Here is a 25,610-nt window from a genome sequence, read left to right on the forward strand (position 1 = left end):
GCGCACCGTCGCGGTGCATCGCCGTGGCGCGACCTCCTGGCCGCCCGGGGCTGGCGGCGCTGGCACAAGTCTTGCGCTTCCGGGGCAACCCGGTCTTCGCGGAGAACCGCGCTGGCGGACCCGGCAACGCCTCGTCGCTTCGCTCCGGCGGCGCGTCGCCGACTCCGCTACAGTGACCGCAACCCCAGCCCCGCGAGCCTTCGATGCCCGAGCTGCTTGCCCACTATCCGTTCACCGATACGGCCTACCATGAGCTGCTCGATCGCCAGGGTGGCGTGCGTCCCCATTGGCAGCGGCTGTTCCGCCAACTGGAGCGCAGCAGCCCTGAGCAACTGCGCCAGCGCCAGGCCCTGGTGGAACGGCAGATCCAGGAGAACGGCGTCACCTACAACGTCTACGCCGATCCCAAGGGCACCGACCGCCCCTGGGCGCTGGACCTTCTGCCGAACCTGCTGTCCGCCGCCGAGTGGCAGCCGATCGCCGCCGGCGTGGCACAGCGTGCTCGGCTGCTCAACGCGCTGCTGGCCGACCTGTACGGCGAGCAGCGTCTGCTCGCCGAAGGGCTGCTGCCCAGCGAACTGGTCTTCGGCCATCCGAACTTCCTCTGGCCGGCGCTCGGCATCCGGCCGCCCGGCGGGATCTTCCTGCACAGCTATGCCGTCGACCTGGCGCGCGATGCCGACGGACGCTGGCAGGTCCTCGCCGACCGCACCCAGGCGCCGTCCGGCGCGGGCTATGCGCTGGAGAACCGGCAGATCGTCTCGCGGGCCTTGCCGGAACTCTATCGCGACCTGCGCGTGCAGCATCTCGCCGGGTATTTCCGCACCCTGCAGGAGACCCTCGCCAGCCAGGCCGCCGGCGACGGCGAGACGCCGCTGGTGGTGCTGCTGACTCCCGGACGTTTCAACGAAACCTACTTCGAGCATCTCTACCTGGCGCGCCAGCTCGGTTTCCCGCTGGTCGAGGGGCACGACCTGACGGTGCGCGACGCCACCCTCTATCTCAAGACCCTCGGCGGCCTGAAACGGGTGCACGCGGTATTGCGGCGCCTCGATGACGACTTCTGCGACCCGCTGGAATTGCGTACCGACTCGGCGCTGGGCATTCCCGGCCTGCTCGAGGCGGTACGCCAGGGGCGCGTACTGGTGGCCAACGCGTTGGGCAGCGGGGTGCTGGAATCGCCCGGCCTGCTCGGCTTCCTGCCGCAGGCCTGTCGCCGCCTGCTCGGCGAGGAGTTGGCGCTGCCCTCGCTCGACACCCGCTGGTGCGGCGAGCCGCAGGCCCTCGAGGCGATACTCGCGGCACTGCCCGACCTGGTGATCAAGCCGGCCTTTCCCGGCCAGCGCTGCGAACCGCTGTTCGGCCACGCCCTCGACGGTGCCGGCCTGGCATCCCTCGGCGAGCGCTTGCGCGAGCGCCCGCAGGCCTACGTGGCGCAACGCCTGGCGCAGTTGTCCCAGGCGCCGGTCTGGCGCGACGGCGAGGCCGGCGTCGGCCTGCAGTCGCGGGCCATCGGCATGCGCGTGTTCGCCGTCGCCGCCAGCGACGGACGCTACTGGGTGATGCCCGGCGGTCTGACCCGCGTAGCCTCGGCGGCGGATGCCGAGGTGGTGTCGATGCAACGCGGCGGCGCGAGCAAGGACACCTGGGTGCTGGCCGAGCGTGCGGTCGGCGGCGAGCCGTGGCGACCGCGCCGGCTCGGCGTGCGCGACCTGGTCCGCGAAGACCCCTACCTGCCGTCGCGGGTGGTGGAGAACCTGTTCTGGTACGGCCGCTATGCCGAGCGTTGCGACGACCATGCGCGCCTGTTGCGGGTGGTGCTGTCGCGCTACGTGGATGCCGATGGCGACGAAGAGGCGTTGCGCAGCGCCCTGGCCCTGGCCGGCGGCATCGGCCTGCTGCCCGGGGATGGCGAGCCGTTGGAAAGGTGCCTGTTGCGGGCGTTGCTCGACGAGCACTGGCCGGCGAGCCTGTGCGCCAACCTGCGGCGCCTGCACTGGGCGGCGGCGCAGGTGCGCGGGCGCTTGTCCGGGGAGAACTGGCTGGCCTTGCTGGAGCTGCAACGCGACATGCAGGCGCTCGATCCGGCACGCACCGACCTCGGCGAAGCGCTGGACTTCCTCAACCGGCTAGTGATGTCCCTGGCCGCGTTGTCCGGTTTCGCCCTCGACGACATGACCCGCGACGACGGCTGGCGTTTCCTGATGATCGGCCGGCGCATCGAGCGCGTGCGCTTCTTCGCCGAGAGCATCGCCGCCTTCCTCGACGGCGGTAGCGCCTGGGACGCCGGCGCGCTGGAGTGGCTGCTGGAGCTGGGTAACAGCGGCATCACCTACCGCTCGCGCTACCTGGCGTCGCCGCAGCTGGTCCCGGTGCTCGACCTGCTCCTGTTGCACGAGCAGAACCCGCACTCGCTGCGCTTCCAGTTGCAGGCCCTGGAGCGTTCGCTGGAGCGCCTGCACGAGGAGTTCGGCGCGCCACGCGAGCGGGAACTCAGGACCCTGGGCGAACGCCTGCGCAGCTTCGATCTGGCGGCCCTGGAAAGCCCGCTGTTCGGCGCGGCAGGACTCGACGAGGTGCTCGTCGGGCTGGCGCGACTGCTGCGCGACATCGCCGCCTGCGCCGGACAGGTCTCCGATCGGCTAGGCTTGCGCTATTTCGCCCATGTCGACGATGTCAGCCAGAGAACGGTATCCACCTGATGTCCGCACCCGCGCTTCGCTCCGTTCCGCTCCAGGGCGCCCGCTACCAGGTGCTGCACGACACCCATTACCGCTATGCGACGCCGGTCTCGCTGTCGCGGCAACTGGCGCATCTCTGGCCACGCGAATGCGCCTGGCAGGCCTGTCATGAGCGGGCACTGCTGATCGAGCCGGGGCCGAGCCGGCGCGAGGATGGCCACGACGCATTCGGCAATCCGCTGAGCCGGCTGGCCTTCGAGCGTCCCCACGAGGCGCTGCGGGTCAGCGCGCGACTGCAGGTCGAGGTGTTCGCCCATGCGCCGGCGCAACTGGCCGCGTCGCCGGCATGGGAAACCGTCGCCGCCGGGCTGGCATTTTCCGGGCGGGCGCTGTCCGCCGCCGAGCTGGAAGCCTGCCGCTATCGCGTCGAGTCGCCCTATGTGCGCATCCAGCGGCGATTCGCCGAGTTCGCCGCCGACTGCTTCCCGCCCGGACGGCCGTTGCTGGTGGCGGCGGCGGCACTGATGGAGAAGATCTTCCGCGAGTTCGCCTTCGATGCGCAGGCCACCCAGGTGGCGACGCCGCTGGACGAAGTGCTGGAGCGCCGTCGCGGGGTCTGCCAGGACTTCGCCCACCTGATGCTCGCCTGCCTGCGCGCGCGCGGACTGGCGGCGCGCTACGTCAGCGGCTACCTGTTGACCCGCCCGCCGCCCGGGCAGGCGCGACTGATCGGCGCCGACGCCTCGCATGCCTGGGTCTCGCTGTATTGCCCGGAGAACGGCTGGGTGGATTTCGACCCGACCAACGACCTGTTGCCCGACCTGGAGCACATCACCCTGGCCTGGGGGCGGGATTTTTCCGATGTGTCGCCGCTGCGCGGGGTGATCCTCGGCGGCGGTAGCCATGACCCGGAGGTGCGGGTGACGGTGCTGCCGCTACGGGAAACTGCCGGCTGATCAAAAAGTGATCGGTTCCGCGGAGGCCCTGCCGCCCGGGACTCCCGGACCTTTTCACCCAGGTTGTCCACAGCCTCGCCCACGCCGTTTGGGGACAACGAAGCGGTGCTCCGGCAAATTCGCGGCGCCGTGCTAGCTTTTCCAGAATCCGCTACGGACGTTGTCGGGCCAAGGGCCGGAGCCTGCCTTTCCGGTGCCAGGGGCGGTTCTCGTACGGAGCCAGACTCCTTCCTTGCGCACGGTGAGCGATATGGATGACACGACGATCGTCAACGTAGGTACCGAGAAGATCAACGCGCTCTGGGCGACGGTGTCCCAGTACGCCTTCGCCTTCGGCATCAAGATTCTCGCGGCCATCGCCTTCTGGGTGATCGGCCGCTGGCTGATCGGCTTCGCCGTCGGCATGGTGCAGAAATCCCTCGAGCGGCAAAAGGTCGATCCCACCGTGCTGCGCTACGTGGGCTCGTTCATCACGGTGACCCTGAACGTGCTGCTGGTGGTGGGCATCCTCGGTTTCTTCGGCATCCAGACCACCAGCCTGGCGGCGCTGATCGCGGCGGTCGGCCTGGCCATCGGCATGGCCTGGTCGGGATTGCTGGCGAACCTGGCGGCCGGCGGTTTCATCATCGTCCTGCGGCCGTTCAAGGTCGGCGACTTCATCTGCGCCGGCGGAGTGACCGGCACGGTCAAGGAGATCGGCCTGTTCACCACGGCGATCAACACTCCGGACAACGTGCTGACCATGGTCGGCAACAACAAGATATTCGGCGACAACATCCAGAACTTCACCCACAACCCGTTCCGCCGGGTCGAGTTGAAGGCGCAGCTTTCCGGTGCCGCCGACTACCAGGCGGCCATCGCCCTGCTCAAGCAGCGCGTCGCGGCGATTCCCAACGTGCTCGGCGAGCCGCCGGTGGACGTGGAAATCCTCGAGTTCAACCTGGTCGGGCCGGTGCTGGCGGTGCGCCCGTATTGCCACAACGACCATTACTGGCAGGTCTATTTCGATACCAACAAGGTGATCAAGGACGCCCTCGGCGCCGACTTCCCGGCACCGATGCCGGCGCAGACGGTGATCGTGCAGCAGTCCGCCGGCGCCTGACGTTTCCCGCTCGGCACCGACGCCCCGTCCTGCGGGGCGTTGGCGTTTGTGCGCGGACCGGGTGGCGGGCCGCGCGGAGAAAACGGGCCATCGGCGAGTCCAACGGGCACCCCGGCGAACAAGGTATAGTGCGGGCCTGCAACCGTCGCCGCAGCCGGCCGGGTTTCATCGGGAAAAGGATTCCGTGTGTTCTTCAGATTGCTCTTGATCGCCGTCCTGCTGGCGGTATCCGCGTGCAGCTCCAAGGCTCCCGGCCCGGGGGCGTCGGTGCCGAAGGTCGTGCGCGGCGAGTATCGCGTCAAGCGCGGCGACACCCTCTATTCGATCGCCACCCGGCACGGCTGGAACTACAAGGACCTGGCGCGCGCCAACGGCATCCGCCCGCCCTACGCGGTCAAGGTCGGCCAGGTAGTGCGCTTCGACGGGCGCAAGTCGACCTACGTCGCCAGCAGCCGCTCCTCGTCGAGCAGCCGTGCGCGCAAGCCGCCGCCTCCGCCGCCGTCGGTGACCCTGCGCGGCTGGCAGTGGCCGATGAAGGGGCCGGTGATCCGCCGCTTCTCCAGTTCCGACAAGCTCAACAAGGGCATCCGCATCGCCGGCACCCTGGGCCAGCCGGTACAGGCCTCGCTGGCCGGCAAGGTGGTGTTCGCGGTGAACAACATGCGTGGCTACGGCAACCTGGTGATCATCCAGCACGGTACCTCGTACACCAGCACCTACGCGCACAACAGCCGCTTGCTGGTGAAGGAGGGGCAGATGGTCGGCAAGGGCCAGAAGATCGCCGAGGCCGGTTCCTCGGATGCCGACCGGGTGCAACTGTACTTCGAGATCCGCCAGAACGGCCGGCCGCTCGACCCGCTGAGCCTGCTGCCGCCGTCCTGAGAGAGGAGCGGATCACTGCGGGGTGCGGTCGACCCACTTTGGCGCCACGCTTGGCGTCCAGGCGGCGAGGGCATCGAGCAGCGCCTCCGGACTGGTACCGCGCTGCAGCATGCCGCGGTGTTCGGCGCGGACGAAGCGTTCGTCGACCAGGTGGTCGAGGAAGGTCAGCAGCGGGTCGTAGAAACCGTTCACTTCGAGCAGGCCCAGCGGCTTGGCGTGGTAGCCCAGTTGGCCCCAGGTCCAGACCTCGAACAGCTCTTCCAGGGTGCCGAGCCCGCCGGGCAGGGCGACGAAGGCGTCGGCCAGCTCGGCCATGCGCGCCTTGCGCGCGTGCATGCCGTCTACCACTTCCAGGCGGGTCAGGCCCTTGTGGCCGATCTCGGCCTCCTGCAGGCTCTGCGGGATGATCCCGATCACTTCGCCGCCGGCGGCCAATGCGGCGTCCGCCACGGTGCCCATCAGACCGACCGCGCCGCCACCGTAGACCAGGGTCAGGCCGCGCTCGGCCAGGTGCCGGCCGAGTGCCACGGCGGCTTCCTGGTAGACCGGGGAAGCGCCGGGGCTGGCGCCACAGAATACGCAGACGGAACGCAAGGTCATGATCGACTCCTGTCGGGGGTGGAAAAAGGCGCACAGGGTAGCGGCTGGGAGCGCTTCGACCAAGCCGTGCGAAGCATTGCCGGACGTTGCGTCGCAGGCGCGAAGCGGCACATCTGTGCTAAAACAGGAGTTCCCCGTAGTAAACGCCGGGCAGATCCCGCTCGATGCCCCGCCACGTCCGGTTCGGGTTTGACCTGAATCAGTGGAACTCGGTGCCCGATCGGGCAGTCTGCTCTTTCAGGATTCATCGCCCAACCTGCCTAGGAGGCTGCTCCATGCTACGTAAACTCGCTGCGGTATCCCTGCTGTCCCTGCTCAGTGCGCCGCTGCTGGCTGCCGAGTGCTCGGTGGACATCCAGGGTAACGACCAGATGCAGTTCAACACCAATGCCATCACCGTCGACAAGAGCTGCAAGCAGTTCACCGTCAACCTGTCCCACCCCGGCAACCTGCCGAAGAACGTCATGGGCCACAACTGGGTACTGAGCACCGCCGCCGACATGCAGGGCGTGGTCACCGACGGCATGGCTTCCGGCCTGGACAAGGATTACCTGAAACCCGACGACAGCCGTGTCATCGCCCACACCAAGCTGATCGGCTCGGGCGAGAAGGACTCGGTGACCTTCGACGTCTCCAAGCTGAAGGAAGGCGAGCAGTACATGTTCTTCTGCACCTTCCCGGGCCACTCCGCGCTGATGAAGGGCACCCTGACCCTGAAGTGATGCGCGAGCGATCCGCTGCATGAAAAAGCCCGGCCGCTGCCGGGCTTTTTCATGGGCGCGCGCCGGGCTCAGCGCGCGTAGCGCGCCGCCATCGCTTCGCCGGCCAGTTGGTGCACGCGCCGGGTCGGATGCCACTCGTCCCAGAAGTAGTATTGGTCCGGGTTGGCGCAGGCCGGGCGGACGCTGGGCTGGGTCGGCTGGCAGGGCGCGTCCAGCTCCACCAGGCCGTAGCGTGCCGGGTTGCGCCGCAAGTGGCGGCTGAAGGTGAGATGGTCGAACCAGCTCAGCTCCAGGCCGCGGGTCTTGCGCAGGGCGGCGAGCTGGATCGGCAGGCTGGCGTTGACCGCTTGCAGGTAGCGCTGCGCCCGCTCGACCCGGTTGCCGACGACCACCGCCGGGACCACGCTCAGGTCGGTCGAACTGACCACCAGGAAGCGTCGTGCGCCGGCCTCTCCGAGACGCTGCACCGCGGCGCGGATGTTCGCCACGCTGCTGCCGGCCAGTTGTTCCAGGGACTGCTCGCCGGCGAAATCCTCGTGCTCGAAGAAATCGTTGGCGGAGACGAAGATGAAGTGCAGCGCCTGGCCGTCGGCCGGCTTGCCGTCCAGCGTGGCGAGGTAGGCGTCGACCTGGCCGGCGAGGCCGGTATGGCGGTAGGCGCTCATCCAGCCGTAGTAGTTGTCCGCTCCGCTCTTGGCGCCGCCCACCGCATGGTCGGCCAGTTGTGCGCCGAGCTGGCGGGCGAGCACCTCGACGGCGGTCGGGCCGTTGCTCCAGCGGCCCTGCCAGTAGACTTCGCCGGGCAATGCCTGGGCGCCGGCGATGCCCTTGGCGAGCATCTCGCGGGTCAGTCGCTGGCTTTCGCCGTTGTCCGAATAGCTGTCGCCGAAGGCGTGGATCTGCCGTACCGGCGCGAGCAGCGGGGACGTGTGTCCGCAGGCCTGGCCGGCCAGCAGGACACCGAGGAGCAGGGCGGGGAGACGGGTGCGCATGGCTGGCCTTCGCAGGGATTCAGCTTCCTTCTAGCGTGCCGCCGCGCGGACTTGAAGACCTGGTTGCGACAGGCACATTCCCGCCCGCGACAAAGGCCCGTCGACGACGGGCCTGCCGCACGGGCCGGGAGGCTCAGGGCGCCTTCGGCAGTTCGCGCTTGTGCTGGGTCTTGTGGTAGGTGTCGACGATCACCCGCGCGGCTTCCTCGCGCAGCGGCTGGCCGTGCAGGAAGGCGTCGATCTCGGCATAGGTGACGCCGTGGGAAGCCTCGTCCGGATGGCCGGGGCGCAGGTCCTCGAGGTCGGCGGTGGGGATCTTCTCCACCAGGTTCTCCGGAGCGCCGAGGGCGCGGGCGAGGGCGCGCACCTGATGCTTGGCCAGGCCGCTGAGCGGAGCGAGGTCGCAGGCGCCGTCGCCGAACTTGGTGAAGAACCCCATGACCGCCTCGGCGGCATGGTCGGTGCCGATCACCAGGCCGCCGCGGGCGCCGGCGATGGCGTACTGGGCGACCATGCGGATGCGCGCCTTGATATTGCCGATGACGAAGTCGCTCTTCGCCGGCTCGAGTCCTTCCAGGGCTTCCAGCTGTTCCGCCAGGGCTTTCACCGAAGGACCGATGTTGACGGTCTGCTCTTCGTCGGCGCGTATGGTCGCCAGCGAAGCCTGGGCATCGGCCTCGTCCTGCTGCACTTGGTAGGGCAGGCGCACGGCGATGAAGCGGTAGGCCTGGTCGCCGGTCTGCTCGCGCAGTTGCTCGACGGCGCGCTGGGCCAGCAGGCCGGCGGTGAGCGAGTCGACGCCGCCGCTGATCCCCAGCACCAGGGTCTTCAGCCCGGAATCCTTCAGGCACTGCTGGATGAAGGCGATGCGCCGGGCGATCTGCGCCTGCACGTCGGCCTCCGACTGGAACGGCGGCTGGACCTGCAGGGCTTGGGCGATGTCGCGTTGGATCTGTTGCATGTTCGGGCTCCCGTTAGGTGCGAAAGGATTAGGCCGGCACGTTGAAGACGTGGCGGAGGTAGGCGACGAAGTTCTCGTCGCGGCATTGGGTCTTGCCCGGGGCGTCGGATATCTTCGCCACCGGATGGCCGTTGCAGGCCGTCATCTTCAGGACGATGTTCATCGGCTCGACTCCCTGGATGTCGCAGGTCAGGTTGGTGCCGATGCCGAAGCTGACGTTGATCTTGCCACGTAGCGCGCGGAACAGCTGCAACGCCTTGGGCATGTCCAGCCCGTCGGAGAACACCAGGGTCTTGCTCAGCGGGTCGATACCCAGGCGGCGGTAGTGGGCGATGGCTTTCTCCGCCCAGGCCAGCGGGTCGCCCGAGTCGTGGCGCAGGCCGTCGAAGAGCTTGGCGAAGTACAGGTCGAAGTCGTCGAGGAAGGCATCCATGGTAATGCAGTCGGTCAGGGCTATGCCGAGCTGTCCGCGGTACTCGCGGACCCAGCAGTCCAGCGCCGCTTGCTGGCTGTCGACCAGCCGCGGGCCGAGTTGCTGGTGGGCCATCAGCCATTCGTGGGCCATGGTGCCGATCGGCTTGAGATCGTACTCGCGGGCCAGGTGCACGTTGCTGGTGCCGACGAAGCGCCCGGGGAAGTCGCGCTTGAGGATATGCACCACTTCCTCCTGGGTGCGGTAGGAGAAGCGCCGGCGGGTGCCGAAGTCGGCGACCTGGAATTCCGCGAGTTCCTCGCTGCTGGCCTGGGCGGAGAGCCAGTCGAGCTTGCGGTAGAGCTGCTCGCCGACCTGTTCCAGGACCACCTCGCGGTAGCGATAACGGTTGCGCACCTCGCTGACGATGGCCAGCAGCGGCACCTCGAAGAGGATCACGTGCAGCCACGGGCCGCGCAGGCGGATTGCCAGTTGGCCATCCTCGATGCCGGTGTGCACGTAGCGCAGGTTGAAGCGGAACAGGCTGAGGAAGCGGATGAAGTCCGGCTTCATGAACGGGATGCGTTCGAGGAAGGCGAGCTGGTCGGCGGTTACCTCGACTTCGGCGAGGCGCTCGATCTGGTAGCGGATCTCCGCCAGGTACGGACGCAGGTCCTCGGCGTTGCGGCAGCGGAATTCCCACTCCACTTCGGCGTTGGGGTAGTTGTGCAGCACCGCCTGCATCATGGTCAGCTTGTAGAAATCGGTATCGAGCAGGTTCTGCACGATGCGCTCGGCAAAGACGCTTTCGGCCATGTTCACTTCTCCTTGTCGGCGCCGGCGAGGGCGCTATCCAGTCGTTCCAGGTCGGCGCAGAGGATCACCCCGGCGTCGCGCATCTCGTCGCAGGCCTGCTGCGCGGTGTCCTCGGCGATGGCCCGGCAGGCGGGCAGGTAGAGCAGCACCTCGAAACCGGCGCGGCGCAGTTGCAGGGCGGTGTTCTTCACGCAGTAGTCCAGCGCCAGGCCACCCACCAGCACATGGCTCACGCCATTCTGCCTCAGGTATTCGATGACCCCGGTGCTGCGGCGTTCCGCCAGATCGTGGTAGCAGGCGCCGTAGGGATGCAGGTCCGGCTCCACGCCCTTCCAGACGAAGAAGTCGTAGTCGATCGGCCGCGGCAGTTCGTCGAGCAGCTCGAAACCCGGCGTACCCGGTACGCAGTGGCTCACCCAGGTCAGGTCGGCGTCCGGATAGGCCAGCGGCCGCAGCATCTGCTCGGCGCTTTCCACTACCCAGGCAGCCTTCGGGCTGTGCGCGTCCTTGCTGCCCAGGCGCAGCGCGGAGCGGCTGGCCAGTTGGTTGAGGGCGGCGCCGATGGCGTCGCCGCCGGGCACCGGCAGTTCGTCCGGGCACAGCGGGGTGAAGCCTTTCTGGGCGTCGACATCGAAGCTGGCGATCTTGCTGGGGCGATTCATGGAAGCCTCCGCTTGACGGGTTGGGGCTGAATGTGGGTACATAATTCATCACGTGAAATAAGTCGTCAAGCACTTGTACTACAAAATTTCGCAGTGGAAGGTATTTTCTATGCGTGATGAAATAAGTTCCCGGATTCGCCGACTGCCTGCCGGGATGAGCGGCGGACGCGCCCCCGACTTCGCCCTCGCGGTCTATGGTGGGGCGTTCGACCCGCCGCACCCCGGCCATGAGTCGGTGATCCGCCGGGCGCTGCTTTGCGCCGAACGGGTCGCCCTGGTGCCGAGCCACCGCCACGCCTTCGGCAAGCGCATGGGCGATTTCGAGCTGCGCTGCCGCTGGCTGGCGCGGCTGGCCCGGCGGATCGATCCGCGGCGGGTGTATTGCGAGCCGATCGAAGCAGGATTGATGCCCGATCGTCCGGCGGTCTACAGCATCGACCTGCTGGAAGCGCTGGCCGCGCGTAGCGGCCTGGCGTCAGCGCGGATCGCCCTGCTGATCGGCGCCGACAACGAGGCGGAGCTGCCGCGCTTCGAACGCGCCGCCGAATTGTGCTGGCGCTTCGGCCGGCTGGTGGCGGAGGAGCGGCTGCCGCTGCACAGCTCGATGATCCGCCAGCGCCTGCGCGAAGGACTGGCGATACCGGAGGCCTGGTGCCTGCCGGAAGTGAAGGACGAACTGCACTGCTATGGCGGCGAACGCCAGGCGGTCTGAAGAGAGGAGTGACGATGAGTTCAGCGGAAGTATTGGCCAGCGTGGATATCGTGGCGTTGCGCCTGAACCCCGGGCACGGACTGGAGCTGTTGCTGATCCGCCGCGCCCAGGCGCCTTTCGCCGGCCAGTGGGCCTTGCCCGGCGTGCTGGTCAACGGCCGCAGCGCCGACCACAGCCTCGACGACGCGGCGGTGCGCGCCCTGCGCGACAAGGCGCGGCTGGAGCCGGCCTACATCGAGCAGGTGGCCACGGTCGGCAACGCGGTACGCGACCCGCGCGGCTGGTCGCTGAGCGTGTTCTACCTGGTGCTGGTCGGCCCGGACACCCGGGTGGAGGACGACGACCTCGACTTCGTGCCGCTGCGCGACGTTCGCAGCGAGCGCTTCGCCCTGCCGTTCGACCACGCCCAACTGGTACAGCAGGCCTGCGAGCGCCTGGCGAGCAAGTCGGTGTACAGCGCCCTGCCGCTGTTCCTGCTGGCGCCGCGCTTCACCGTGGCCGAGGCGCTGAAGGCCTTCGAGTGCGCCATCGGCCAGGAAGTCCAGCATTCCAGCCTGCGCGGCCGCCTGGAGCGGATGAAGGAGGCTGGCTGGGTCGAGGACACCGGCGAACGCCAGCGTCCGCCCATGGGGCGTCCGCAACACGTCCTGCATTTCACCCCGAAGCCGGGCGGCGCCTTCGTTTTCGACCGCAGCCTGCTGGCGTCCTGACAAACGGGTGCGGCAGGGCCGGTGAGGCCGCTCCCTGCCGCGCTTGCTAGACGGTGAAGCGCTGGATCTGCTGCTCCAGCCCGTTTGCCAGCTTCGCCAGCTCGACACTGGAGGTGGAGGTCTTCACCGCGCCCTCGGCGACTTCACCGATGCTGGCATTGAGCGAGTCGATGTTCTGGCTGACCTCGCTCGCGGTGGCGGTCTGTTCTTCCGTCGCCGTGGATATCTGCGCGTTGCTCTGGGCGATGCCTTCGATCGCCTGGGCGATGAGACCGAGCGCCTTTCCCGCCTCGTGGGCGCGCTGGACGCTGACCTGGGCCTGCTCGCGTGACTGCTGCATCACGCTGACCGCGCTGCTGGCGCCTGCCTGCAGGGCTTCGATCATCTCGCGGATGGTTTCGGTGGCCTTGTGCGTATTGGTGGCCAGGCTGCGCACTTCATCGGCGACCACCGCGAACCCGCGTCCGGCCTCGCCCGCCCGTGCGGCTTCTATCGCGGCATTGAGGGCGAGCAGGTTGGTCTGCTGGGCGATGTTCTGGATGACTTCCAGAACGGTGCTGATTTCCTCGGTCTTGTTGCGCAGCGTGTCGATGACGGCTCCCGCCTCTCCGACCATGACCGACAGGCCCTGGATGGCGTCGAGGTTCGCATGCACGAGGCCGGTTCCGGTGTGCGCCTCGCTGTTCGCCGATTCCGCGCTGGCTGCGGCGGCCTGGGCGTTCCGCGCCACGTCCTGGACCGCCATGCTCATCTGGTGTACCGCCGTGGCGACCATGTCGGTCTGGTCGCCCTGGGACGTGGCGACATGGCTGACCTGGTTGCTGATGGCGCTCATCTCGTCCGAGGTGACGGTCAGCTTCCTGGCCGTTTCGGCGAGATGGCGGAGCAGCGCCTGCTGGCTTTCCAGCATCATATTGAAGGCGCGCGCCGTATCGGACACTTCGTCGCGCCCGCGCGCATCGGCGCGGAGCGTGAGATTCGAGGAGTCCTGCACGCGGCGGATCACCCCGCGCAGATCGGAAAGCGGGCGCATGATCGACAGGCTGATGAACCAGGCCGCGGCGACGATGAGGATCAGGGCTGCGGCGCCGATGAGCAGGAAGGTGGTGCGCATGGAGTCGTAGCGTTTCTCCATCTGCTCGTTGAGCTTGGCGCCTTCGCTGAGCTGCAGGTCGATCAGCGTCGACAGCGCGGTTCCCAGGGGATCGAACGCACCATACATCTCGCGATTGAACGTTCCGGCCTCGACGTTTCGCAGGCTTCCGGCCCTGGCCTGCTCGCCGTATGCCAGGGTCATCCGCTTGACCTGTTCCAGGGTGGGGACCAGCGACTCGATGATTTCCTTCTCGGCGGCAGTCCGGTGGTCTGCGGAATAGTCGGCCCACGACTTCTCGGTGCGCGACAGCGCCCCACTCAACTCCTGCTGCAGGCGCTCTTCATCGAAGACCCCCGCACGGTACTTGTGCAGGGCGTCGACCACGCTGACCGCAACGGCGTCGGCGACGATCTTGAGCTGGCTGATGGGCTTCATCCGGTTGTTGAAAAGGTCCTGGAAGCTGGCATCGAGTCGACTGGCGTTGGCCAGCGCCATCGCGATGACCGTGACGAGCATCGTCAGGGGCAGCAACGCCAGGACCAGCAGGCGGATTCGAACCGTGACGCCAGTGAGCATGGGACGTTCCGAGGTGAACCGAGTGAGAGTAAAGATGGTTCCGCGCAGCGGAAACGTCAAACCGGGCCGTGGCGCGTCTGGCGGGGGCCCGCTGAGGGTTGCTCCTGCTCCAGGCGCTCTACCATCCACTCGATGAAATGGCGCACCTTGGGGACTTCCGCGGCATGCTCGGGATAGGCCAGGTAGTAAGCCTCCTGGCTGGGCAGGGCGTGCGGCCAGGCGATCGCCAGCTTGCCTTCGGCGAGTTCCTCCTCGACCAGGAAGCGCGGTAGCAGGGCTACCCCGCAACCGGCCTGGGCGGCGCGGATGCACATGTAGAAGGTGTCGAAGCGTGGACCGTGGTAGCAACCCTGGCAATTTCGCTCCAGGCTGGCGAACCAGTCGTGCCAGGCCTCCGCGCGGCTGGCGTTCTGCAGCAGCACCAGCCCCGCCAGTTGGGTCGGTTCGTCCAGTCCGCCGGCCGGCAGCAGGGATGGCGCGCAGACCGCCACCAGTTGTTCGCCGAACAGGCGTATGCACTCGGCGCCCGGCAGGGTGCCGGGGCCGAAGAAGAATGCCAGGTCGCAATGGCCCTGGCGCAGGTCGTCCGGTTCCAGTTCCTGGCGCAGGTCGAGGTGGATGTTCGGGTGGCGGTGGCGCCAGCCGTTCAGTTGCGGGATCAGCCAGCGCGCGCCGAAGGTCGGCGGGGTCGCCACTCGCAGCACTTCGGTCTCGCCGCCGTAGGAAAGCAGGAAGCGGGTGGACAGCTCTACCTGCTGCAGGATGCGTCGTACCTCGGCCAGGTACAGCTCGCCGGCCGGGGTCAGTTGCAGGCGCTTGCGCACCCGGCGGAACAGGGCGTGCTGCAACTGCTCCTCGAGTTGCGCGACCTGCTTGCTCATGGCGCTCTGGGTCAGGCTCAACTCTTCGGCGGCGCGGGTGAAGCTCAGGTGCCGGGCTACCGCTTCGAAGCATTGCAGGGCGGTCATCGACGGCAGGCGGCGTTTGTTCAGCATGGCGGGTTTCCTGGCGCGGGTGGAGCGGGCGGAACGCGTTATATGAATAAACGGAATGACGTGGGGAGGAAAGCTCGCTTGCCGGAGTGCCGGGCGACGCTTATTACTGCCGGCAAGTCTCGCGATAGAGCATTCGCTGGCTTATGACGAATCCGTCACAGGGCTTTGCGCCGAACGTGGCGTCGCTCACGGATATGTCCATGTCGTATTCGAATCGACTTTTTCCGCCAAGTACCGAATCCCGGGAAGTTCATGTTCATATTAATTTTAAAAACCGCTCTGTCCTGCACTTTCATTGAAGAAGAGGACCTCAATTAGTGCGTGCAGCGCACCAGTGACGTGCAGTTTCTAACCGCTTCAATATCGTTGTAGAGTTATTCATAGGAACGGTTCAGGCCTTGTGAGGCCTGGGCTGTAGCTCTCCGAAGGGGATTCGGAGAAATGCCTAAATGACTGATTTCCAATAACAAAGATAAAAACGGAAAGGAGGGCTAAAGTTCTTGTGGCCGGCCACTCAGGAAAAAAACGAATGGCACGCCGCTTGCTCTGCCTGTTGAGCGAAACACAACAACAACATCGTAGTTACGAGCGCCAACATCATCCTCAGGAGCAACACCCCATGTCCAAGAAGCTGTTCAGAAAAGGCATCCTGGCTCTCGCGGTTTCGTCCGTGATGGGTCTTTCCACGCATGCGCTGGCCGACGTCGTGATCGGCGTGGCCGGACCGCATACCGGCGCCAACGCCTCCTTCGGCGAGCAATACTGGCGCGGCGCGTCCCAGGCGGCGGAAGACATCAACGCGGCGGGCGGGATCAACGGCGAGAAGATCAAGCTGGTCAAGGCCGACGACGCCTGCGAACCGAAGCAGGCCGTGGCCGTGGCCAACCGCCTGGTGGACCAGGACAAGGCCATCGCCGTGGTCGGCCATTTCTGCTCTTCTTCGACCATCCCCGCATCCGAGGTCTACGACGAGGCCGGGATCATCGCCATCACCCCCGGTTCCACCAACCCGCAGGTCACCGAGCGCGGACTCTCCGGGATGTTTCGCATGTGCGGCCGCGACGACCAGCAGGGCGTGGTCGCTGGCGACTATATCGTCAAGGTGCTGAAGGCCAAGAAGGTCGCAGTGATCCACGACAAGGACACCTATGGCCAGGGCCTGGCGGACGCCACCAGGGCGCAACTGAACAAGCTCGGCGTGAAAGAGGTTCTCTACGAGGGCCTGACCCGCGGCGAGAAGGACTTCAACGCGCTGGTCACCAAGATCCGCGCCTCCGGTGCCGAGGTCGTCTACTTCGGCGGCCTGCATCCGGAAGCCGGTCCGCTGGTACGGCAGATGCGTGAACAGGGACTGACCGCCAGGTTCATGTCCGACGACGGCGTGGTCACCGACGAACTGGCGACCACCGCCGGCGGCCCGCAGTACGTCAAGGGCGTGCTGATGACCTTCGGCGCCGACCCGCGGCTGATCCCCGACGGCAAGGCGGTGGTGGAGAAGTTCCGTGCCGGCGGTTTCGAGCCGGAAGGCTACACCCTCTACTCCTACGCCTCGATCCAGTCCCTGGCGGCGGCCTTCAACGGCGCCGGCGCCAACGATCCGGCCAAGGCCGCCGAGTGGCTGAAGTCGCATCCGGTGCAGACCGTGATGGGCAAGAAGGAATGGGACAAGAAGGGCGACCTGAAAGTCTCCGACTACGTGGTCTACGAGTGGGACGACAAGGGCAAGTACCACCAGTTGCCCTGATCGCGCTCGACCGCCATGCGCCGGGCACAGGCTCGGCGCATGGGTAAGTCCGGGAGCTGCTGAAGTGCTCGCCCGTGCTTGCCGCCGTAGTGCGGATTCAACGAAGACGTCTGCGTGTGGTCGGTCTGGAGTCCCGCGATCCGGGGCCGTTTCAGTAGCACCCGTCCGCTTTCACCGGCGAGCGCCGGCGCGCCTTACAAAGGCCGTCGCGATTCGCCCTGAAGAGACTGAAAAATGGACGGCATCTTCCTCCAGCAAATGATCAACGGGCTGACCCTCGGCTCGGTCTACGGCCTCATCGCCATCGGCTACACCATGGTCTACGGCATCATCGGCATGATCAACTTCGCCCACGGCGAGGTGTACATGATCTCCGCCTACCTGTCGGCCATCGCCCTTGCCCTGCTGGCCTTCTTCGGCCTGCAGAACTTCCCGCTGCTGATCCTCGGCACCTTGCTGTTCACCGTGCTGGTGACCTGCACCTACGGCTGGGTGATCGAGCGCATCGCCTACAAGCCGCTGCGCAACTCCACGCGCCTGGCGCCGCTGATCTCGGCGATCGGCATGTCGCTGATCCTGCAGAACTACGTGCAGGTGGCACAGGGACCGCGCCAGCAGGGGATCCCGACCCTGCTCGACGGCGCCCTGAAATTCCACGTCGGCGACGGTTTCGTCCAGCTCACCTACACCAAGCTGTTCATCCTGATCGCTTCGCTGATCGGCATGGCGGTGCTGACCTACGTGATCCGCTACACCAAGCTCGGGCGCATGTGCCGGGCGACCCAGCAGGACCGCAAGATGGCTTCGATCCTGGGGATCAACACCGACCGGGTGATCTCCTACGTGTTCGTCATCGGCGCGGCGATGGCCGCCCTGGCCGGGGTGCTGATCACCATGAACTACGGCACCTTCGACTTCTACGCCGGCTTCATCATCGGCATCAAGGCGTTCACCGCTGCGGTGCTCGGCGGCATCGGCTCGCTGCCCGGGGCGATGCTCGGCGGCCTGGTGCTGGGAGTGGCCGAGGCGCAGTTCTCGGGGATGGTCAACACCGACTACAAGGACGTGTTCGCCTTCTCGTTGCTGGTACTGATCCTGATCTTCCGTCCCCAGGGCCTGCTCGGCCGCCCGCAGATCGCCAAGGTGTAAGGGGACGACGATGAGCAACGAGACTTCCATCGATCTCAAGCAGTGCGTCCTCGATGCCGTGCTCTCCGGGTTGATCGCCCTGGTGGTGTTCGGCCCCATCGTCGGCGTGGTCCTCGACGGCTACGGCTTCAACCTGCATTACGAGCGGGTCGGCTGGATCATCGCGATCGTGATGGCCGGGCGCTTCCTGCTCAGCCTCTACCTGCAGACCCGCGGCGGGCGGGCCGTGCTGGAGCGCTTCGAGGGGGCTGGCAGCGGCGTCCACGTCCTGCCGCCGGGCTACAAGACCCGCTTGCGCTGGATCGTGCCGCTGATCCTGGTGGCCGCGGTGATCTTCCCGTTCTTCGCCAGCAAGTACCTGCTGGCGGTGGTCATCCTCGGCCTGATCTACGTGCTGCTGGGCCTGGGCCTGAACATCGTGGTCGGCCTCGCCGGGCTGCTCGACCTCGGCTACGTGGCCTTCTACGCCATTGGCGCCTATGGCCTGGCGCTGGGCTACCAGTACCTCGGCCTGGGCTTCTGGACCGTCCTGCCGCTGGCCGCGCTGACCGCCGCGGTGGCCGGGGCGATCCTCGGCTTCCCGGTGTTGCGCATGCATGGCGACTACCTGGCGATCGTCACCCTGGGCTTCGGCGAGATCATCCGCCTGGTACTGAACAACTGGCTGTCCTTCACCGGCGGGCCGAACGGCATGCCGGCGCCGGCGCCGACCTTCCTCGGCCTGGAGTTCGGCCGCCGGGCCAAGGATGGCGGGGTGCCGATCCACGAGTTCCTCGGCATCGCCTACAACCCCAACATGAAGTTCCTGTTCATCTACGTGGTGCTGTTCCTGGTCGTGCTGCTGGTGCTCTACATCAAGCACCGGCTGACCCGGATGCCGGTCGGGCGCGCCTGGGAGGCGCTGCGCGAGGATGAGATCGCCTGTCGCGCGATGGGCCTCAACCATGTGCTGGTGAAACTCTCGGCGTTCATGCTCGGCGCCTCCACCGCGGGACTGGCCGGGGTGTTCTTCGCCAGCTACCAGGGCTTCGTCAACCCGTCCTCGTTCAACTTCTTCGAGTCGGCGCTGATCCTCGCCATCGTCGTGCTCGGCGGCATGGGCTCGACGGTCGGGGTGGTGATCGCCGCCTTCGTCCTCACCGTGGCGCCGGAGCTGCTGCGCAGCTTCGCCGACATCCGCGTGCTGCTGCTCGGGATACTCATGGTGGTGATGATGATCTGGCGGCCGCGCGGGCTGATCCGCATCAGCCGGGTGGGCTTCGCCCCGCGCAAGGGGGTGGCGCCATGAGCGACAAGATCCTCAGCGTCGAGCACCTGATGATGCACTTCGGCGGCATCAAGGCGCTCAACGACGTCAACCTCGACGTCGAGCGCGGTTCGATCACCGCGCTGATCGGCCCCAACGGCGCCGGCAAGACCACCGTGTTCAACTGCCTCACCGGCTTCTACAAGGCCACCGGCGGCAACATCCTGCTCAACACCCAGGGGCGCACCACGGACGTCATCCAGGTGCTCGGCGAGCCGTTCCAGCTGGACGACTTCGTCAAGCCGCCGCAACTGGGCAGTCGCCTCTACTACAAGATGTTCGGCGGCACCCATCTGGTGAACCGCGCCGGGCTGGCGCGGACCTTCCAGAACATCCGCCTGTTCAAGGACATGTCGGTGGTGGAGAACCTGCTGGTGGCGCAGCACATGTTCGTCAACCGCAACCTGCTCGCCGGCATCCTCAACACTCCCGGCTATCGCCGTGCCGAGAGCGAGGCGCTGGACCACGCGTTCTACTGGCTGGAGGTGGTCGACCTGGTGGACTGCGCCAACCGCCTGGCCGGCGAGATGTCCTACGGCCAGCAACGGCGCCTGGAGATCGCCCGGGCCATGTGCACGCGGCCGGAACTCATCTGCCTGGACGAACCGGCCGCCGGCCTCAACCCGGCCGAGACCCACGCCCTGAGCAACATCGTCCGCTACCTGCGCGACCACCACGGGATCACCGTACTGCTGATCGAGCATGACATGGGCATGGTGATGAACATCTCCGACCACATCATCGTGCTCGACCACGGCGACGTGATCGCCCGTGGCAACCCCGAACAGATCCGCCATGACGAGAAGGTGATCGCCGCCTATCTCGGTGCCGACGAAGAGGAGCTGTCATGAGCGCGGCGTTGCTGGAATTCCGTGAGGTGGACGTGTTCTACGGGCCGATCCAGGCGCTGAAGAAGGTCTCGCTGCAGGTCAACGAGGGCGAGACGGTGAGCCTGATCGGTGCCAACGGCGCGGGCAAGTCGACGCTGTTGATGTCGATCTTCGGCCAGCCGCGCGCGGCGGCCGGGCAGATCCTCTATCGCGGCCAGGACATCCGCCAGAAGTCGGCGCACTACGTGGCGTCCAACGGCATCGCGCAGTCGCCGGAAGGACGCCGGGTGTTCCCCGACATGAGCGTCGAGGAAAACCTGCTGATGGGTACCATTCCCATCGGCATGGACCACGCCGAGGAGGACATGCAGCGCATGTTCGAGCTGTTCCCGCGCCTGAAGGAGCGGCGCAACCAGCGCGCCATGACCATGTCCGGCGGCGAGCAGCAGATGCTCGCCATCGCCCGCGCGCTGATGAGCCGGCCGAAGTTGCTGTTGCTCGACGAGCCCTCCCTGGGCCTGGCGCCGATCGTGGTCAAGCAGATCTTCCAGACCCTGCGCGAGCTGGCCAGGAGCGGCATGACCATCTTCCTCGTCGAGCAGAACGCCAACCATGCGCTGAAGCTCTCCGACCGCGCCTACGTGATGGTCACCGGGGAAATCCGCATGAGCGGCAGCGGCGAAGAACTGCTCGGCAACCAGGAGGTGCGCAACGCCTATCTCGGCGGACATTGAGCGCGCCCCGCCCCGGCTGCCTGGCCGCCGGGGCGGGCGCTGCCCTGGAGCCATGGAGGAAACTCGACTTATGCACAGCCTGCGCTTTTTCAGCAACGCCGAGGTCGCCGAGCGCCTGTCTTATCCACAACTGATCGAGGCGTTGCGCATCGGCCTGGCCAAGCCTTGCAGTGCGCCGCTGCGCAGCTGCCATGCCTTGCCGGCGCAGGCCTCGCTGCTACAGATGCCGGTGTGGCAGGCCGGTGAGGGGATCGGCGTGAAACTGGTGACGGTGTTCCCTGGCAATGGGGCGCGTGGCCTGCCGGCGGTGGCCGCGGTGTTCGCTCTGTTCGACGGCGAAGACGGTCGCCCGCTGGCGTTGCTGGAGGCTTCGGAGCTGACCGCCCGGCGTACCGCCTGCAGCTCGGCGCTGGCCGCCGACTACCTGGCGCGGGACGATGCGCGGCGCCTGCTGGTGGTCGGCTGCGGAACCCTGGCTGCGCACATGGTGCGGGCCCACGCCTGCGTGCGCGACTATCGCCACATCGACATCTGGGGCCGCGATCCGGCCAAGGCCGCCGCGCTGGCCGCCCGGCTGCGCGAGGAGGGCTACCCGGCGCGAGCGGCCGACGGGTTGCGCGCGGCGGTGGAGGCGGCCGATTGCGTCAGTTGCGTTACCACCGCCCGCGAAGCGCTGGTGCGCGGCGCATGGCTGAAGCCGGGCGTCCATCTCGACCTGGTCGGCGCCTTCCTGCCGTCCATGCGCGAGACTGACGCCCTGGCGGTGGCGCGCGCGCGGATCGTGGTGGACACCCGCGCAGGCGCGCTGGAAGAAGCCGGCGACCTGTTGCAGGCGATCGCCGAAGGCGCCATCGGGCACGAGACGATATCCACCGAACTGCGCGACTTGCTGGGCGGGGCAGGGCGGCGCGGCGATCCCGGGGAAATCACCCTGTTCAAGTCGGTGGGTTATGCGCTGGAGGACCTGGTCGCCGCGCGCCGGGTTGTGGATAACGCCGCCTGAGGTTGTTCAGGATTTCTGTGCGGGGGCTTGTGGATAAGGTGGGTAAGAACCGCCAAGCCCCTGAATCGGCGAGGGTTAGGCGTTGCTGGTCAGAAAATGGTCAGTGCTCGCGCCGGGGCACTTATCCCCAACGCGTGGTCATGCCGCTGCCACAGTTGTTCAGGAAAACTGTGCGACGCCCTGTGGACAAGTTGGTGGCTGTTCGCTGCGGCCCAAGCACAGTGCGGGCTCCGCGAGGTTGGTCGTTTTTTGAGCAGGCGCCTCGGCAAACTCGTGCGCAACTGTATGGCCAACCGGGCACGGCGAGGCTCTAGAATCCCCGGACATCGTTTTTCCGCCCCGTACGAGGAGATGCCCATGTCGTCCACCCTGTTCATCACCGGCGCCACCTCAGGCTTCGGCGAAGCCTGCGCCCGTCGTTTCGCCGAGGCCGGCTGGTCGCTGGTGCTCACCGGCCGTCGCGAGGAGCGTCTGCAGGCCCTGGCCGGCGAGCTTTCGGCGAAGACCCGGGTGTTGCCGCTGACCCTGGACGTGCGCGACCGCGCGGCGATGAGCGCGGCCGTGGACAACCTGCCGGAAGAGTTCGCCACCCTGCGCGGCCTGATCAACAACGCCGGCCTGGCGCTGGGCACCGACCCGGCGCAGTCCTGCGACCTGGACGACTGGGACACCATGGTCGACACCAACATCAAGGGCCTGCTCTACAGCACGCGCCTGCTGCTGCCGCGGCTGATCGCCCACGGCGCCGGGGCGAGCATCGTCAACCTGGGTTCGGTGGCCGGCAAGTGGCCCTATCCGGGTAGCCATGTCTACGGCGGCACCAAGGCCTTCGTCGAGCAATTCTCCCTGAACCTGCGTTGCGACCTGCAGGGCACCGGGGTGCGCGTGACCAACCTCGAGCCGGGGCTGTGCGAGAGCGAGTTCTCCCTGGTCCGCTTCGGTGGCGACCAGGCGCGCTACGACAAGACCTACGCCGGGGCACATCCGATCCAGCCGGAAGACATCGCCGAGACCATCTTCTGGATCATGAACCAGCCCGCCCACCTGAACATCAACAGCCTCGAGATCATGCCGGTGAGCCAGTCCTGGGCCGGCTTCGCCATCCACCGCGAAAGCTGACCGGCGGAGGCGGCCGGGGCACGCTATGATGCCCCGGTCGTCCCGATCGAGTAAGCGAATTCCATGAGCAAACCGGGCCAACGCGTGCTGGCCGAGCTGCGCAAGCTGATCGCTTCCGGCGAACTCGCCGCCGGCGAGCGCATCGTCGAGATTCCCACCGCCGAACGCCTGCAGGTCTCGCGCATGCCGGTGCGCATCGCCCTGCGTACCCTCGAGCAGGAAGGCCTGCTGTGCAAGACCGGGCGCGGCTACAGGGTGCGCGCGGTGACCCGCGAGGATATCGCCGGCGCGGTCGAGGTGCGCGGCGTGCTGGAAGGCCTGGCGGCGCGCCAGGCGGCCGAGCGCGGGCTGTCCGCCGAGGCACGGGCGACCCTGGAGGAATGCCTGGCCGAGGGCGACCGGTTGTTCGCCAACGGCCAGGTCCTGCTGGAGGAGCTGGAGCGCTACCAGCGCATGAACATGCGCTTCCACCGCACCATCATCGAGGCCAGTGGCAACCCGGCGATCGCCGTGGCGCTGGCGCGCAACGACCACCTGCCGTTCGCCTCGGTGAGCGCCCTGGCGGTGGATCGCGACAATCTCGAGCAGGAATTCCGCCGTTTCAACTTCGCCCACATGCAGCACCACGCGGTGGTCGACGCGCTGGTCAACGGCCAGGGCGCGCGCGCCGAGGCGATCATGCGCGAGCACGCCAACGCGACCTTGCGCTACGCCGACTACTTCGATCCGGCGCGGAAGGGCGTCACCGTGCTTCACGGCGACGTCGCCGCCGACTAGAGATCCAGCACCAGCCGTGGGCTGCGCGAACGCGAACAGCAGGGCGTGAAGCAATCGTTGGCGGCCTGCTCCTCTTCGCTGAGGTAGAGGTCGCGATGCTCCGGCTCGCCGTCCAGCACGCGGGTCAGGCAGGTGCCGCAGATGCCCTGCTCGCAGGAGGCCGGCAGGTCCACCCCGGCTTCGCGCAGGGCCGCCAGCACGGTCTGCCCGGCGGCGACCCGGATCAGCGCCCCGTTGCTCGCCAACTGCACTTCGAAGGTGCCGTCCGCATTGGCGTCCCGTGGCGCGGCGGCGAAGTGCTCGCGATGCAAGCGGCTTGCTTCCCAGCCCAGTTCACGGGCGCTTTCTTCGATCCACTGCATGAAGCCCGCCGGCCCGCAAAGGTATAGCTGGGCGTCGCGCGGACTGGCCGCCAGCAGGGCGCGAAGGTCCGCGCGGCGGCTGCTGTCGCCGTGGTCGAAGTGGCAGTGCACGCGGTCGGCGAAGGCGCACCGGTCAAGATAGTCGACGAAGGCCGCGCGCTCGGCGGAATGCGCGCAGTAGTGCAACTGGAAGTCGGCGCCATCGCGGGCCAGGCGTTCGGCCATCGCCAGCAGCGGCGTAATGCCGATGCCGCCGGCGAACAGCAGGCGCGGACCGGGCTCCGGCGACAGCGGGAAGAGATTGCGCGGCTCGCCGATGCGCAGCCGCTGGCCGACCCGCAGTTCGGCGTGCAGCGTGGCCGAGCCGCCGCGCGAGTCGCGGCAGCGCAGTACGGCGATACGGTAGTGGCGCGGCCGTTCGGCGGGGCCGCAGAGGGAGTACTGGCGGACCAGGCCGTTGGGCAGGTGCAGGTCGATGTGCGCGCCCGGCTCGAAGGACGGCAGTGCCGCCCCGTCGGCCCGGAACAGTTCGAAGCTGTGGATATCCTGCGCCTCCAGGCGGATGGCGCCGACGATGACCTCGATCATGGCGAAGGCTCCCGTCAGGCCTGGGCGCGGTTGGGGGCGGCGGCCTGGCGCTCGTCCGCCAGCAGGCGCTCGATGATGCGCCGGGCCTGCACGCCGCCGGCGTCGATGTTCAGTTTCAGCAGGTCGCGCCGTGGATGGCGCAGCAGGTTGCGCTGTTGGCTTTCGAGCATTTCCAGGTCTTCGCCGAAGATCTTTCCCTGGCCTTCGCGAATGCTCTCGGTAAGCGCCTGGTCGTGGGCCTGGAAGTTGCGCGCCATGCCCCAGAAGTACCAGATGGAAGTGGCGCTCTCCGGGGTGATGAAGTCGACCACGATGCTCGCCGCCTTGCGCTCCGCCGGCGCCTGGTAGCCGCCGTGGCCGGCGTGGGCCACGCCGACCTCGATCAGCACGTGGCTGGGCGGCGTGAAGCGGCAGATCTGCCAGCGGTCCACCGCCACGTCGTCGGCCAGGCCGTTGCCGCGCAGGGCCATGCGCCAGAACGGCGGGGCCATGACATTCTGCATGTGGCGGCTGGTGATCACCTCGTCGCCTTCCACCCGCGTGGTCGGCGCGGCCTCGTCGATTTCCTTCTGGCCGATGCTGGACGCATGGACATAGGTCTCGTGGGTCAGGTCCATCAGGTTATCGATCATCAGGCGATAGTCGCAGTGGATGTGGTACAGCCCGCCGCCATAGGCCCAATCGGGGCTTTCCGCCCATTCCAGGCGGGGTATCAGCGCGGCGTCGGCCTGTTCTTCCGCGCCCGGCCAAACCCAGACGAAGCCGTGCCGCTCCTGCACCGGGAAGCGACGGATGCAGGGGAAGCCGCGGACCCGCTGGCCGGGCATCGCGCGGGTGCGACCGTCCTCGCCCATCGCCAGGCCGTGGTAGCCGCAGACCAGCACGCCGTCCTCGACGAAGCCCAGCGACAGCGGCGCGCCACGGTGCGGGCAGAAATCCTCGAGGGCCGCCACGCGGCCGTCCTCGCCTCGGTAGAAAACCATCGGCTCGTCGCAGATGCGTCGGCCGAGCGGCTTGCCGGCCAGTTCGTCGGGGGTGCAGGCCACGTACCAGGCGTTCTTGGGAAACATCGTCGGATCCTCTCGTTGTTCTTGTAATTGGATCCAATGATTCGCGAGGCAAC

General features: G+C 67.3%; 24 protein-coding genes. 15 read left to right on the forward strand and 9 right to left on the reverse strand.

The window, feature by feature from the left end; all coding sequences use genetic code 11:
- Nucleotides 1–203 precede the first annotated feature (203 nt).
- The 4 genes from HMPREF2924_RS10700 (at nucleotide 204) to HMPREF2924_RS10715 (ending at nucleotide 5,621) form a co-directional block, all read left to right on the forward strand.
- Complete coding sequence (locus HMPREF2924_RS10700; RefSeq protein ID WP_003135539.1) at nucleotides 204–2,702, forward strand: circularly permuted type 2 ATP-grasp protein; 2,499 nt, start codon at nucleotides 204–206, stop codon at nucleotides 2,700–2,702.
- Nucleotides 2,702–3,637 (forward strand): transglutaminase family protein, encoded by a 936-nt coding sequence (locus tag HMPREF2924_RS10705; RefSeq protein ID WP_003135537.1) that lies wholly within the window; start codon nucleotides 2,702–2,704, stop codon nucleotides 3,635–3,637. The genes HMPREF2924_RS10700 and HMPREF2924_RS10705 overlap by 1 nt, the downstream gene beginning before the upstream one ends.
- A gap of 250 nt (nucleotides 3,638–3,887) precedes the next feature.
- Nucleotides 3,888–4,739, forward strand: coding sequence for a mechanosensitive ion channel family protein (locus HMPREF2924_RS10710; RefSeq protein ID WP_003095599.1), 852 nt, complete (start codon nucleotides 3,888–3,890; stop codon nucleotides 4,737–4,739).
- Nucleotides 4,740–4,925: 186 nt separating this feature from the next.
- On the forward strand, nucleotides 4,926–5,621 hold the full coding sequence (locus HMPREF2924_RS10715) for a peptidoglycan DD-metalloendopeptidase family protein (RefSeq protein ID WP_003123562.1): 696 nt from the start codon (nucleotides 4,926–4,928) through the stop codon (nucleotides 5,619–5,621).
- A gap of 12 nt (nucleotides 5,622–5,633) precedes the next feature.
- Here HMPREF2924_RS10715 and HMPREF2924_RS10720 read toward each other — a convergent pair whose 3' ends face one another.
- Nucleotides 5,634–6,221, reverse strand: coding sequence for an LOG family protein (locus tag HMPREF2924_RS10720; protein ID WP_003135534.1), 588 nt, complete (start codon nucleotides 6,219–6,221; stop codon nucleotides 5,634–5,636).
- A gap of 275 nt (nucleotides 6,222–6,496) precedes the next feature.
- On the opposite strand from HMPREF2924_RS10720, the gene azu reads away from it, so the two are divergent.
- Nucleotides 6,497–6,943, forward strand: coding sequence for an azurin (gene azu, locus HMPREF2924_RS10725; protein WP_003095591.1), 447 nt, complete (start codon nucleotides 6,497–6,499; stop codon nucleotides 6,941–6,943).
- A 68-nt stretch (nucleotides 6,944–7,011) separates the two neighbouring features.
- Here the strand turns inward: azu and choE are convergent, their stop codons facing one another.
- The 4 genes from choE to HMPREF2924_RS10745 form a co-directional block, all read right to left on the reverse strand.
- Complete coding sequence (gene choE, locus HMPREF2924_RS10730) at nucleotides 7,012–7,935, reverse strand: cholinesterase ChoE (RefSeq protein ID WP_003135532.1); 924 nt, start codon at nucleotides 7,933–7,935, stop codon at nucleotides 7,012–7,014.
- Nucleotides 7,936–8,068: 133 nt separating this feature from the next.
- Nucleotides 8,069–8,896 (reverse strand): ammonia-dependent NAD(+) synthetase, encoded by an 828-nt coding sequence (nadE, locus tag HMPREF2924_RS10735; RefSeq protein WP_003099998.1) that lies wholly within the window; start codon nucleotides 8,894–8,896, stop codon nucleotides 8,069–8,071.
- 28 nt (nucleotides 8,897–8,924) lie between these two features.
- The gene (gene pncB / locus HMPREF2924_RS10740) at nucleotides 8,925–10,124 is read right to left on the reverse strand and encodes a nicotinate phosphoribosyltransferase (protein ID WP_003135529.1); all 1,200 of its coding nucleotides are present in this window, start codon (nucleotides 10,122–10,124) and stop codon (nucleotides 8,925–8,927) included.
- Between the two features lie 2 nt (nucleotides 10,125–10,126).
- Nucleotides 10,127–10,786 (reverse strand): nicotinamidase, encoded by a 660-nt coding sequence (locus HMPREF2924_RS10745; protein WP_003135526.1) that lies wholly within the window; start codon nucleotides 10,784–10,786, stop codon nucleotides 10,127–10,129.
- A 109-nt stretch (nucleotides 10,787–10,895) separates the two neighbouring features.
- Between HMPREF2924_RS10745 and HMPREF2924_RS10750 the strand changes: the two genes are divergently transcribed.
- Nucleotides 10,896–11,498, forward strand: coding sequence for an adenylyltransferase/cytidyltransferase family protein (locus HMPREF2924_RS10750; protein ID WP_003095582.1), 603 nt, complete (start codon nucleotides 10,896–10,898; stop codon nucleotides 11,496–11,498).
- A 14-nt stretch (nucleotides 11,499–11,512) separates the two neighbouring features.
- Nucleotides 11,513–12,208: an NUDIX domain-containing protein gene (locus tag HMPREF2924_RS10755; RefSeq protein WP_003095579.1), complete on the forward strand. Its 696-nt coding sequence runs from the start codon at nucleotides 11,513–11,515 to the stop codon at nucleotides 12,206–12,208.
- Between the two features lie 46 nt (nucleotides 12,209–12,254).
- On the opposite strand, the gene HMPREF2924_RS10760 is transcribed toward HMPREF2924_RS10755, so the two are convergent.
- Both HMPREF2924_RS10760 and HMPREF2924_RS10765 read right to left on the reverse strand, forming a co-directional pair.
- The gene (locus HMPREF2924_RS10760; RefSeq protein WP_023124787.1) at nucleotides 12,255–13,880 is read right to left on the reverse strand and encodes a methyl-accepting chemotaxis protein; all 1,626 of its coding nucleotides are present in this window, start codon (nucleotides 13,878–13,880) and stop codon (nucleotides 12,255–12,257) included.
- A gap of 56 nt (nucleotides 13,881–13,936) precedes the next feature.
- Nucleotides 13,937–14,875 carry a LysR substrate-binding domain-containing protein gene (locus tag HMPREF2924_RS10765; protein WP_003095575.1) on the reverse strand — a complete coding sequence of 313 codons (939 nt, stop codon included), beginning with the start codon at nucleotides 14,873–14,875 and terminating at the stop codon, nucleotides 13,937–13,939.
- Between the two features lie 619 nt (nucleotides 14,876–15,494).
- Here HMPREF2924_RS10765 and HMPREF2924_RS10770 point away from each other — a divergent pair.
- The 8 genes from HMPREF2924_RS10770 to HMPREF2924_RS10805 all read left to right on the forward strand — a co-directional run bounded on the left by HMPREF2924_RS10770 (nucleotide 15,495) and on the right by HMPREF2924_RS10805 (nucleotide 23,537).
- Nucleotides 15,495–16,619 carry a branched-chain amino acid ABC transporter substrate-binding protein gene (locus HMPREF2924_RS10770; protein ID WP_003135508.1) on the forward strand — a complete coding sequence of 375 codons (1,125 nt, stop codon included), beginning with the start codon at nucleotides 15,495–15,497 and terminating at the stop codon, nucleotides 16,617–16,619.
- 234 nt (nucleotides 16,620–16,853) lie between these two features.
- Complete coding sequence (locus HMPREF2924_RS10775) at nucleotides 16,854–17,768, forward strand: ABC transporter permease subunit (RefSeq protein WP_003095571.1); 915 nt, start codon at nucleotides 16,854–16,856, stop codon at nucleotides 17,766–17,768.
- Nucleotides 17,769–17,778: 10 nt separating this feature from the next.
- Entirely contained in the window at nucleotides 17,779–19,056 is a 1,278-nt protein-coding gene (gene livM / locus HMPREF2924_RS10780; RefSeq protein ID WP_003099983.1) for a high-affinity branched-chain amino acid ABC transporter permease LivM, read from the forward strand.
- On the forward strand, nucleotides 19,053–19,925 hold the full coding sequence (locus HMPREF2924_RS10785) for an ATP-binding cassette domain-containing protein (protein ID WP_003095566.1): 873 nt from the start codon (nucleotides 19,053–19,055) through the stop codon (nucleotides 19,923–19,925). Before livM ends, HMPREF2924_RS10785 begins: the two co-directional genes overlap by 4 nt.
- The gene (locus HMPREF2924_RS10790) at nucleotides 19,922–20,638 is read left to right on the forward strand and encodes an ABC transporter ATP-binding protein (RefSeq protein ID WP_003095563.1); all 717 of its coding nucleotides are present in this window, start codon (nucleotides 19,922–19,924) and stop codon (nucleotides 20,636–20,638) included. Before HMPREF2924_RS10785 ends, HMPREF2924_RS10790 begins: the two co-directional genes overlap by 4 nt.
- A gap of 70 nt (nucleotides 20,639–20,708) precedes the next feature.
- On the forward strand, nucleotides 20,709–21,641 hold the full coding sequence (locus HMPREF2924_RS10795; protein WP_003135492.1) for a bifunctional Delta(1)-pyrroline-2-carboxylate/Delta(1)-piperideine-2-carboxylate reductase: 933 nt from the start codon (nucleotides 20,709–20,711) through the stop codon (nucleotides 21,639–21,641).
- Nucleotides 21,642–21,998: 357 nt separating this feature from the next.
- The gene (locus HMPREF2924_RS10800) at nucleotides 21,999–22,760 is read left to right on the forward strand and encodes an SDR family oxidoreductase (protein WP_003095557.1); all 762 of its coding nucleotides are present in this window, start codon (nucleotides 21,999–22,001) and stop codon (nucleotides 22,758–22,760) included.
- Between the two features lie 63 nt (nucleotides 22,761–22,823).
- Nucleotides 22,824–23,537, forward strand: a complete 714-nt coding sequence (locus HMPREF2924_RS10805; RefSeq protein WP_003109450.1) for a GntR family transcriptional regulator — start codon at nucleotides 22,824–22,826, stop codon at nucleotides 23,535–23,537.
- Here HMPREF2924_RS10805 and HMPREF2924_RS10810 read toward each other — a convergent pair.
- Entirely contained in the window at nucleotides 23,534–24,487 is a 954-nt protein-coding gene (locus tag HMPREF2924_RS10810; RefSeq protein ID WP_003135490.1) for a PDR/VanB family oxidoreductase, read from the reverse strand. The two genes, HMPREF2924_RS10805 and HMPREF2924_RS10810, sit on opposite strands and share 4 nt — an antisense overlap.
- Nucleotides 24,488–24,501: 14 nt before the next feature.
- Nucleotides 24,502–25,557, reverse strand: coding sequence for an aromatic ring-hydroxylating dioxygenase subunit alpha (locus HMPREF2924_RS10815; protein ID WP_003099966.1), 1,056 nt, complete (start codon nucleotides 25,555–25,557; stop codon nucleotides 24,502–24,504).
- Nucleotides 25,558–25,610 lie beyond the last annotated feature (53 nt).

The organism is Pseudomonas sp. HMSC063H08 (assembly GCF_001813645.1).
Classification (GTDB): Bacteria; Pseudomonadota; Gammaproteobacteria; order Pseudomonadales; family Pseudomonadaceae; genus Pseudomonas; species Pseudomonas aeruginosa.

Excerpts from the sequence above, each read along its gene's own strand:
- HMPREF2924_RS10700 (WP_003135539.1), top strand. The coding sequence starts at position 204 with ATGCCCGAGCTGCTTGCCCACTATCCGTTCACCGATACGGCCTACCAT.
- HMPREF2924_RS10705 (WP_003135537.1), top strand. The coding sequence starts at position 2,702 with ATGTCCGCACCCGCGCTTCGCTCCGTTCCGCTCCAGGGCGCCCGCTAC.
- HMPREF2924_RS10710 (WP_003095599.1), top strand. The coding sequence starts at position 3,888 with ATGGATGACACGACGATCGTCAACGTAGGTACCGAGAAGATCAACGCG.
- HMPREF2924_RS10720 (WP_003135534.1), bottom strand. The coding sequence starts at position 6,221 with ATGACCTTGCGTTCCGTCTGCGTATTCTGTGGCGCCAGCCCCGGCGCT.
- azu (WP_003095591.1), top strand. The coding sequence starts at position 6,497 with ATGCTACGTAAACTCGCTGCGGTATCCCTGCTGTCCCTGCTCAGTGCG.
- choE (WP_003135532.1), bottom strand. The coding sequence starts at position 7,935 with ATGCGCACCCGTCTCCCCGCCCTGCTCCTCGGTGTCCTGCTGGCCGGC.
- nadE (WP_003099998.1), bottom strand. The coding sequence starts at position 8,896 with ATGCAACAGATCCAACGCGACATCGCCCAAGCCCTGCAGGTCCAGCCG.
- pncB (WP_003135529.1), bottom strand. The coding sequence starts at position 10,124 with ATGGCCGAAAGCGTCTTTGCCGAGCGCATCGTGCAGAACCTGCTCGAT.
- HMPREF2924_RS10745 (WP_003135526.1), bottom strand. The coding sequence starts at position 10,786 with ATGAATCGCCCCAGCAAGATCGCCAGCTTCGATGTCGACGCCCAGAAA.
- HMPREF2924_RS10750 (WP_003095582.1), top strand. The coding sequence starts at position 10,896 with ATGCGTGATGAAATAAGTTCCCGGATTCGCCGACTGCCTGCCGGGATG.
- HMPREF2924_RS10755 (WP_003095579.1), top strand. The coding sequence starts at position 11,513 with ATGAGTTCAGCGGAAGTATTGGCCAGCGTGGATATCGTGGCGTTGCGC.
- HMPREF2924_RS10760 (WP_023124787.1), bottom strand. The coding sequence starts at position 13,880 with ATGCTCACTGGCGTCACGGTTCGAATCCGCCTGCTGGTCCTGGCGTTG.
- HMPREF2924_RS10765 (WP_003095575.1), bottom strand. The coding sequence starts at position 14,875 with ATGCTGAACAAACGCCGCCTGCCGTCGATGACCGCCCTGCAATGCTTC.
- HMPREF2924_RS10770 (WP_003135508.1), top strand. The coding sequence starts at position 15,495 with ATGTCCAAGAAGCTGTTCAGAAAAGGCATCCTGGCTCTCGCGGTTTCG.
- HMPREF2924_RS10775 (WP_003095571.1), top strand. The coding sequence starts at position 16,854 with ATGGACGGCATCTTCCTCCAGCAAATGATCAACGGGCTGACCCTCGGC.
- livM (WP_003099983.1), top strand. The coding sequence starts at position 17,779 with ATGAGCAACGAGACTTCCATCGATCTCAAGCAGTGCGTCCTCGATGCC.
- HMPREF2924_RS10785 (WP_003095566.1), top strand. The coding sequence starts at position 19,053 with ATGAGCGACAAGATCCTCAGCGTCGAGCACCTGATGATGCACTTCGGC.
- HMPREF2924_RS10790 (WP_003095563.1), top strand. The coding sequence starts at position 19,922 with ATGAGCGCGGCGTTGCTGGAATTCCGTGAGGTGGACGTGTTCTACGGG.
- HMPREF2924_RS10795 (WP_003135492.1), top strand. The coding sequence starts at position 20,709 with ATGCACAGCCTGCGCTTTTTCAGCAACGCCGAGGTCGCCGAGCGCCTG.
- HMPREF2924_RS10800 (WP_003095557.1), top strand. The coding sequence starts at position 21,999 with ATGTCGTCCACCCTGTTCATCACCGGCGCCACCTCAGGCTTCGGCGAA.
- HMPREF2924_RS10805 (WP_003109450.1), top strand. The coding sequence starts at position 22,824 with ATGAGCAAACCGGGCCAACGCGTGCTGGCCGAGCTGCGCAAGCTGATC.
- HMPREF2924_RS10810 (WP_003135490.1), bottom strand. The coding sequence starts at position 24,487 with ATGATCGAGGTCATCGTCGGCGCCATCCGCCTGGAGGCGCAGGATATC.
- HMPREF2924_RS10815 (WP_003099966.1), bottom strand. The coding sequence starts at position 25,557 with ATGTTTCCCAAGAACGCCTGGTACGTGGCCTGCACCCCCGACGAACTG.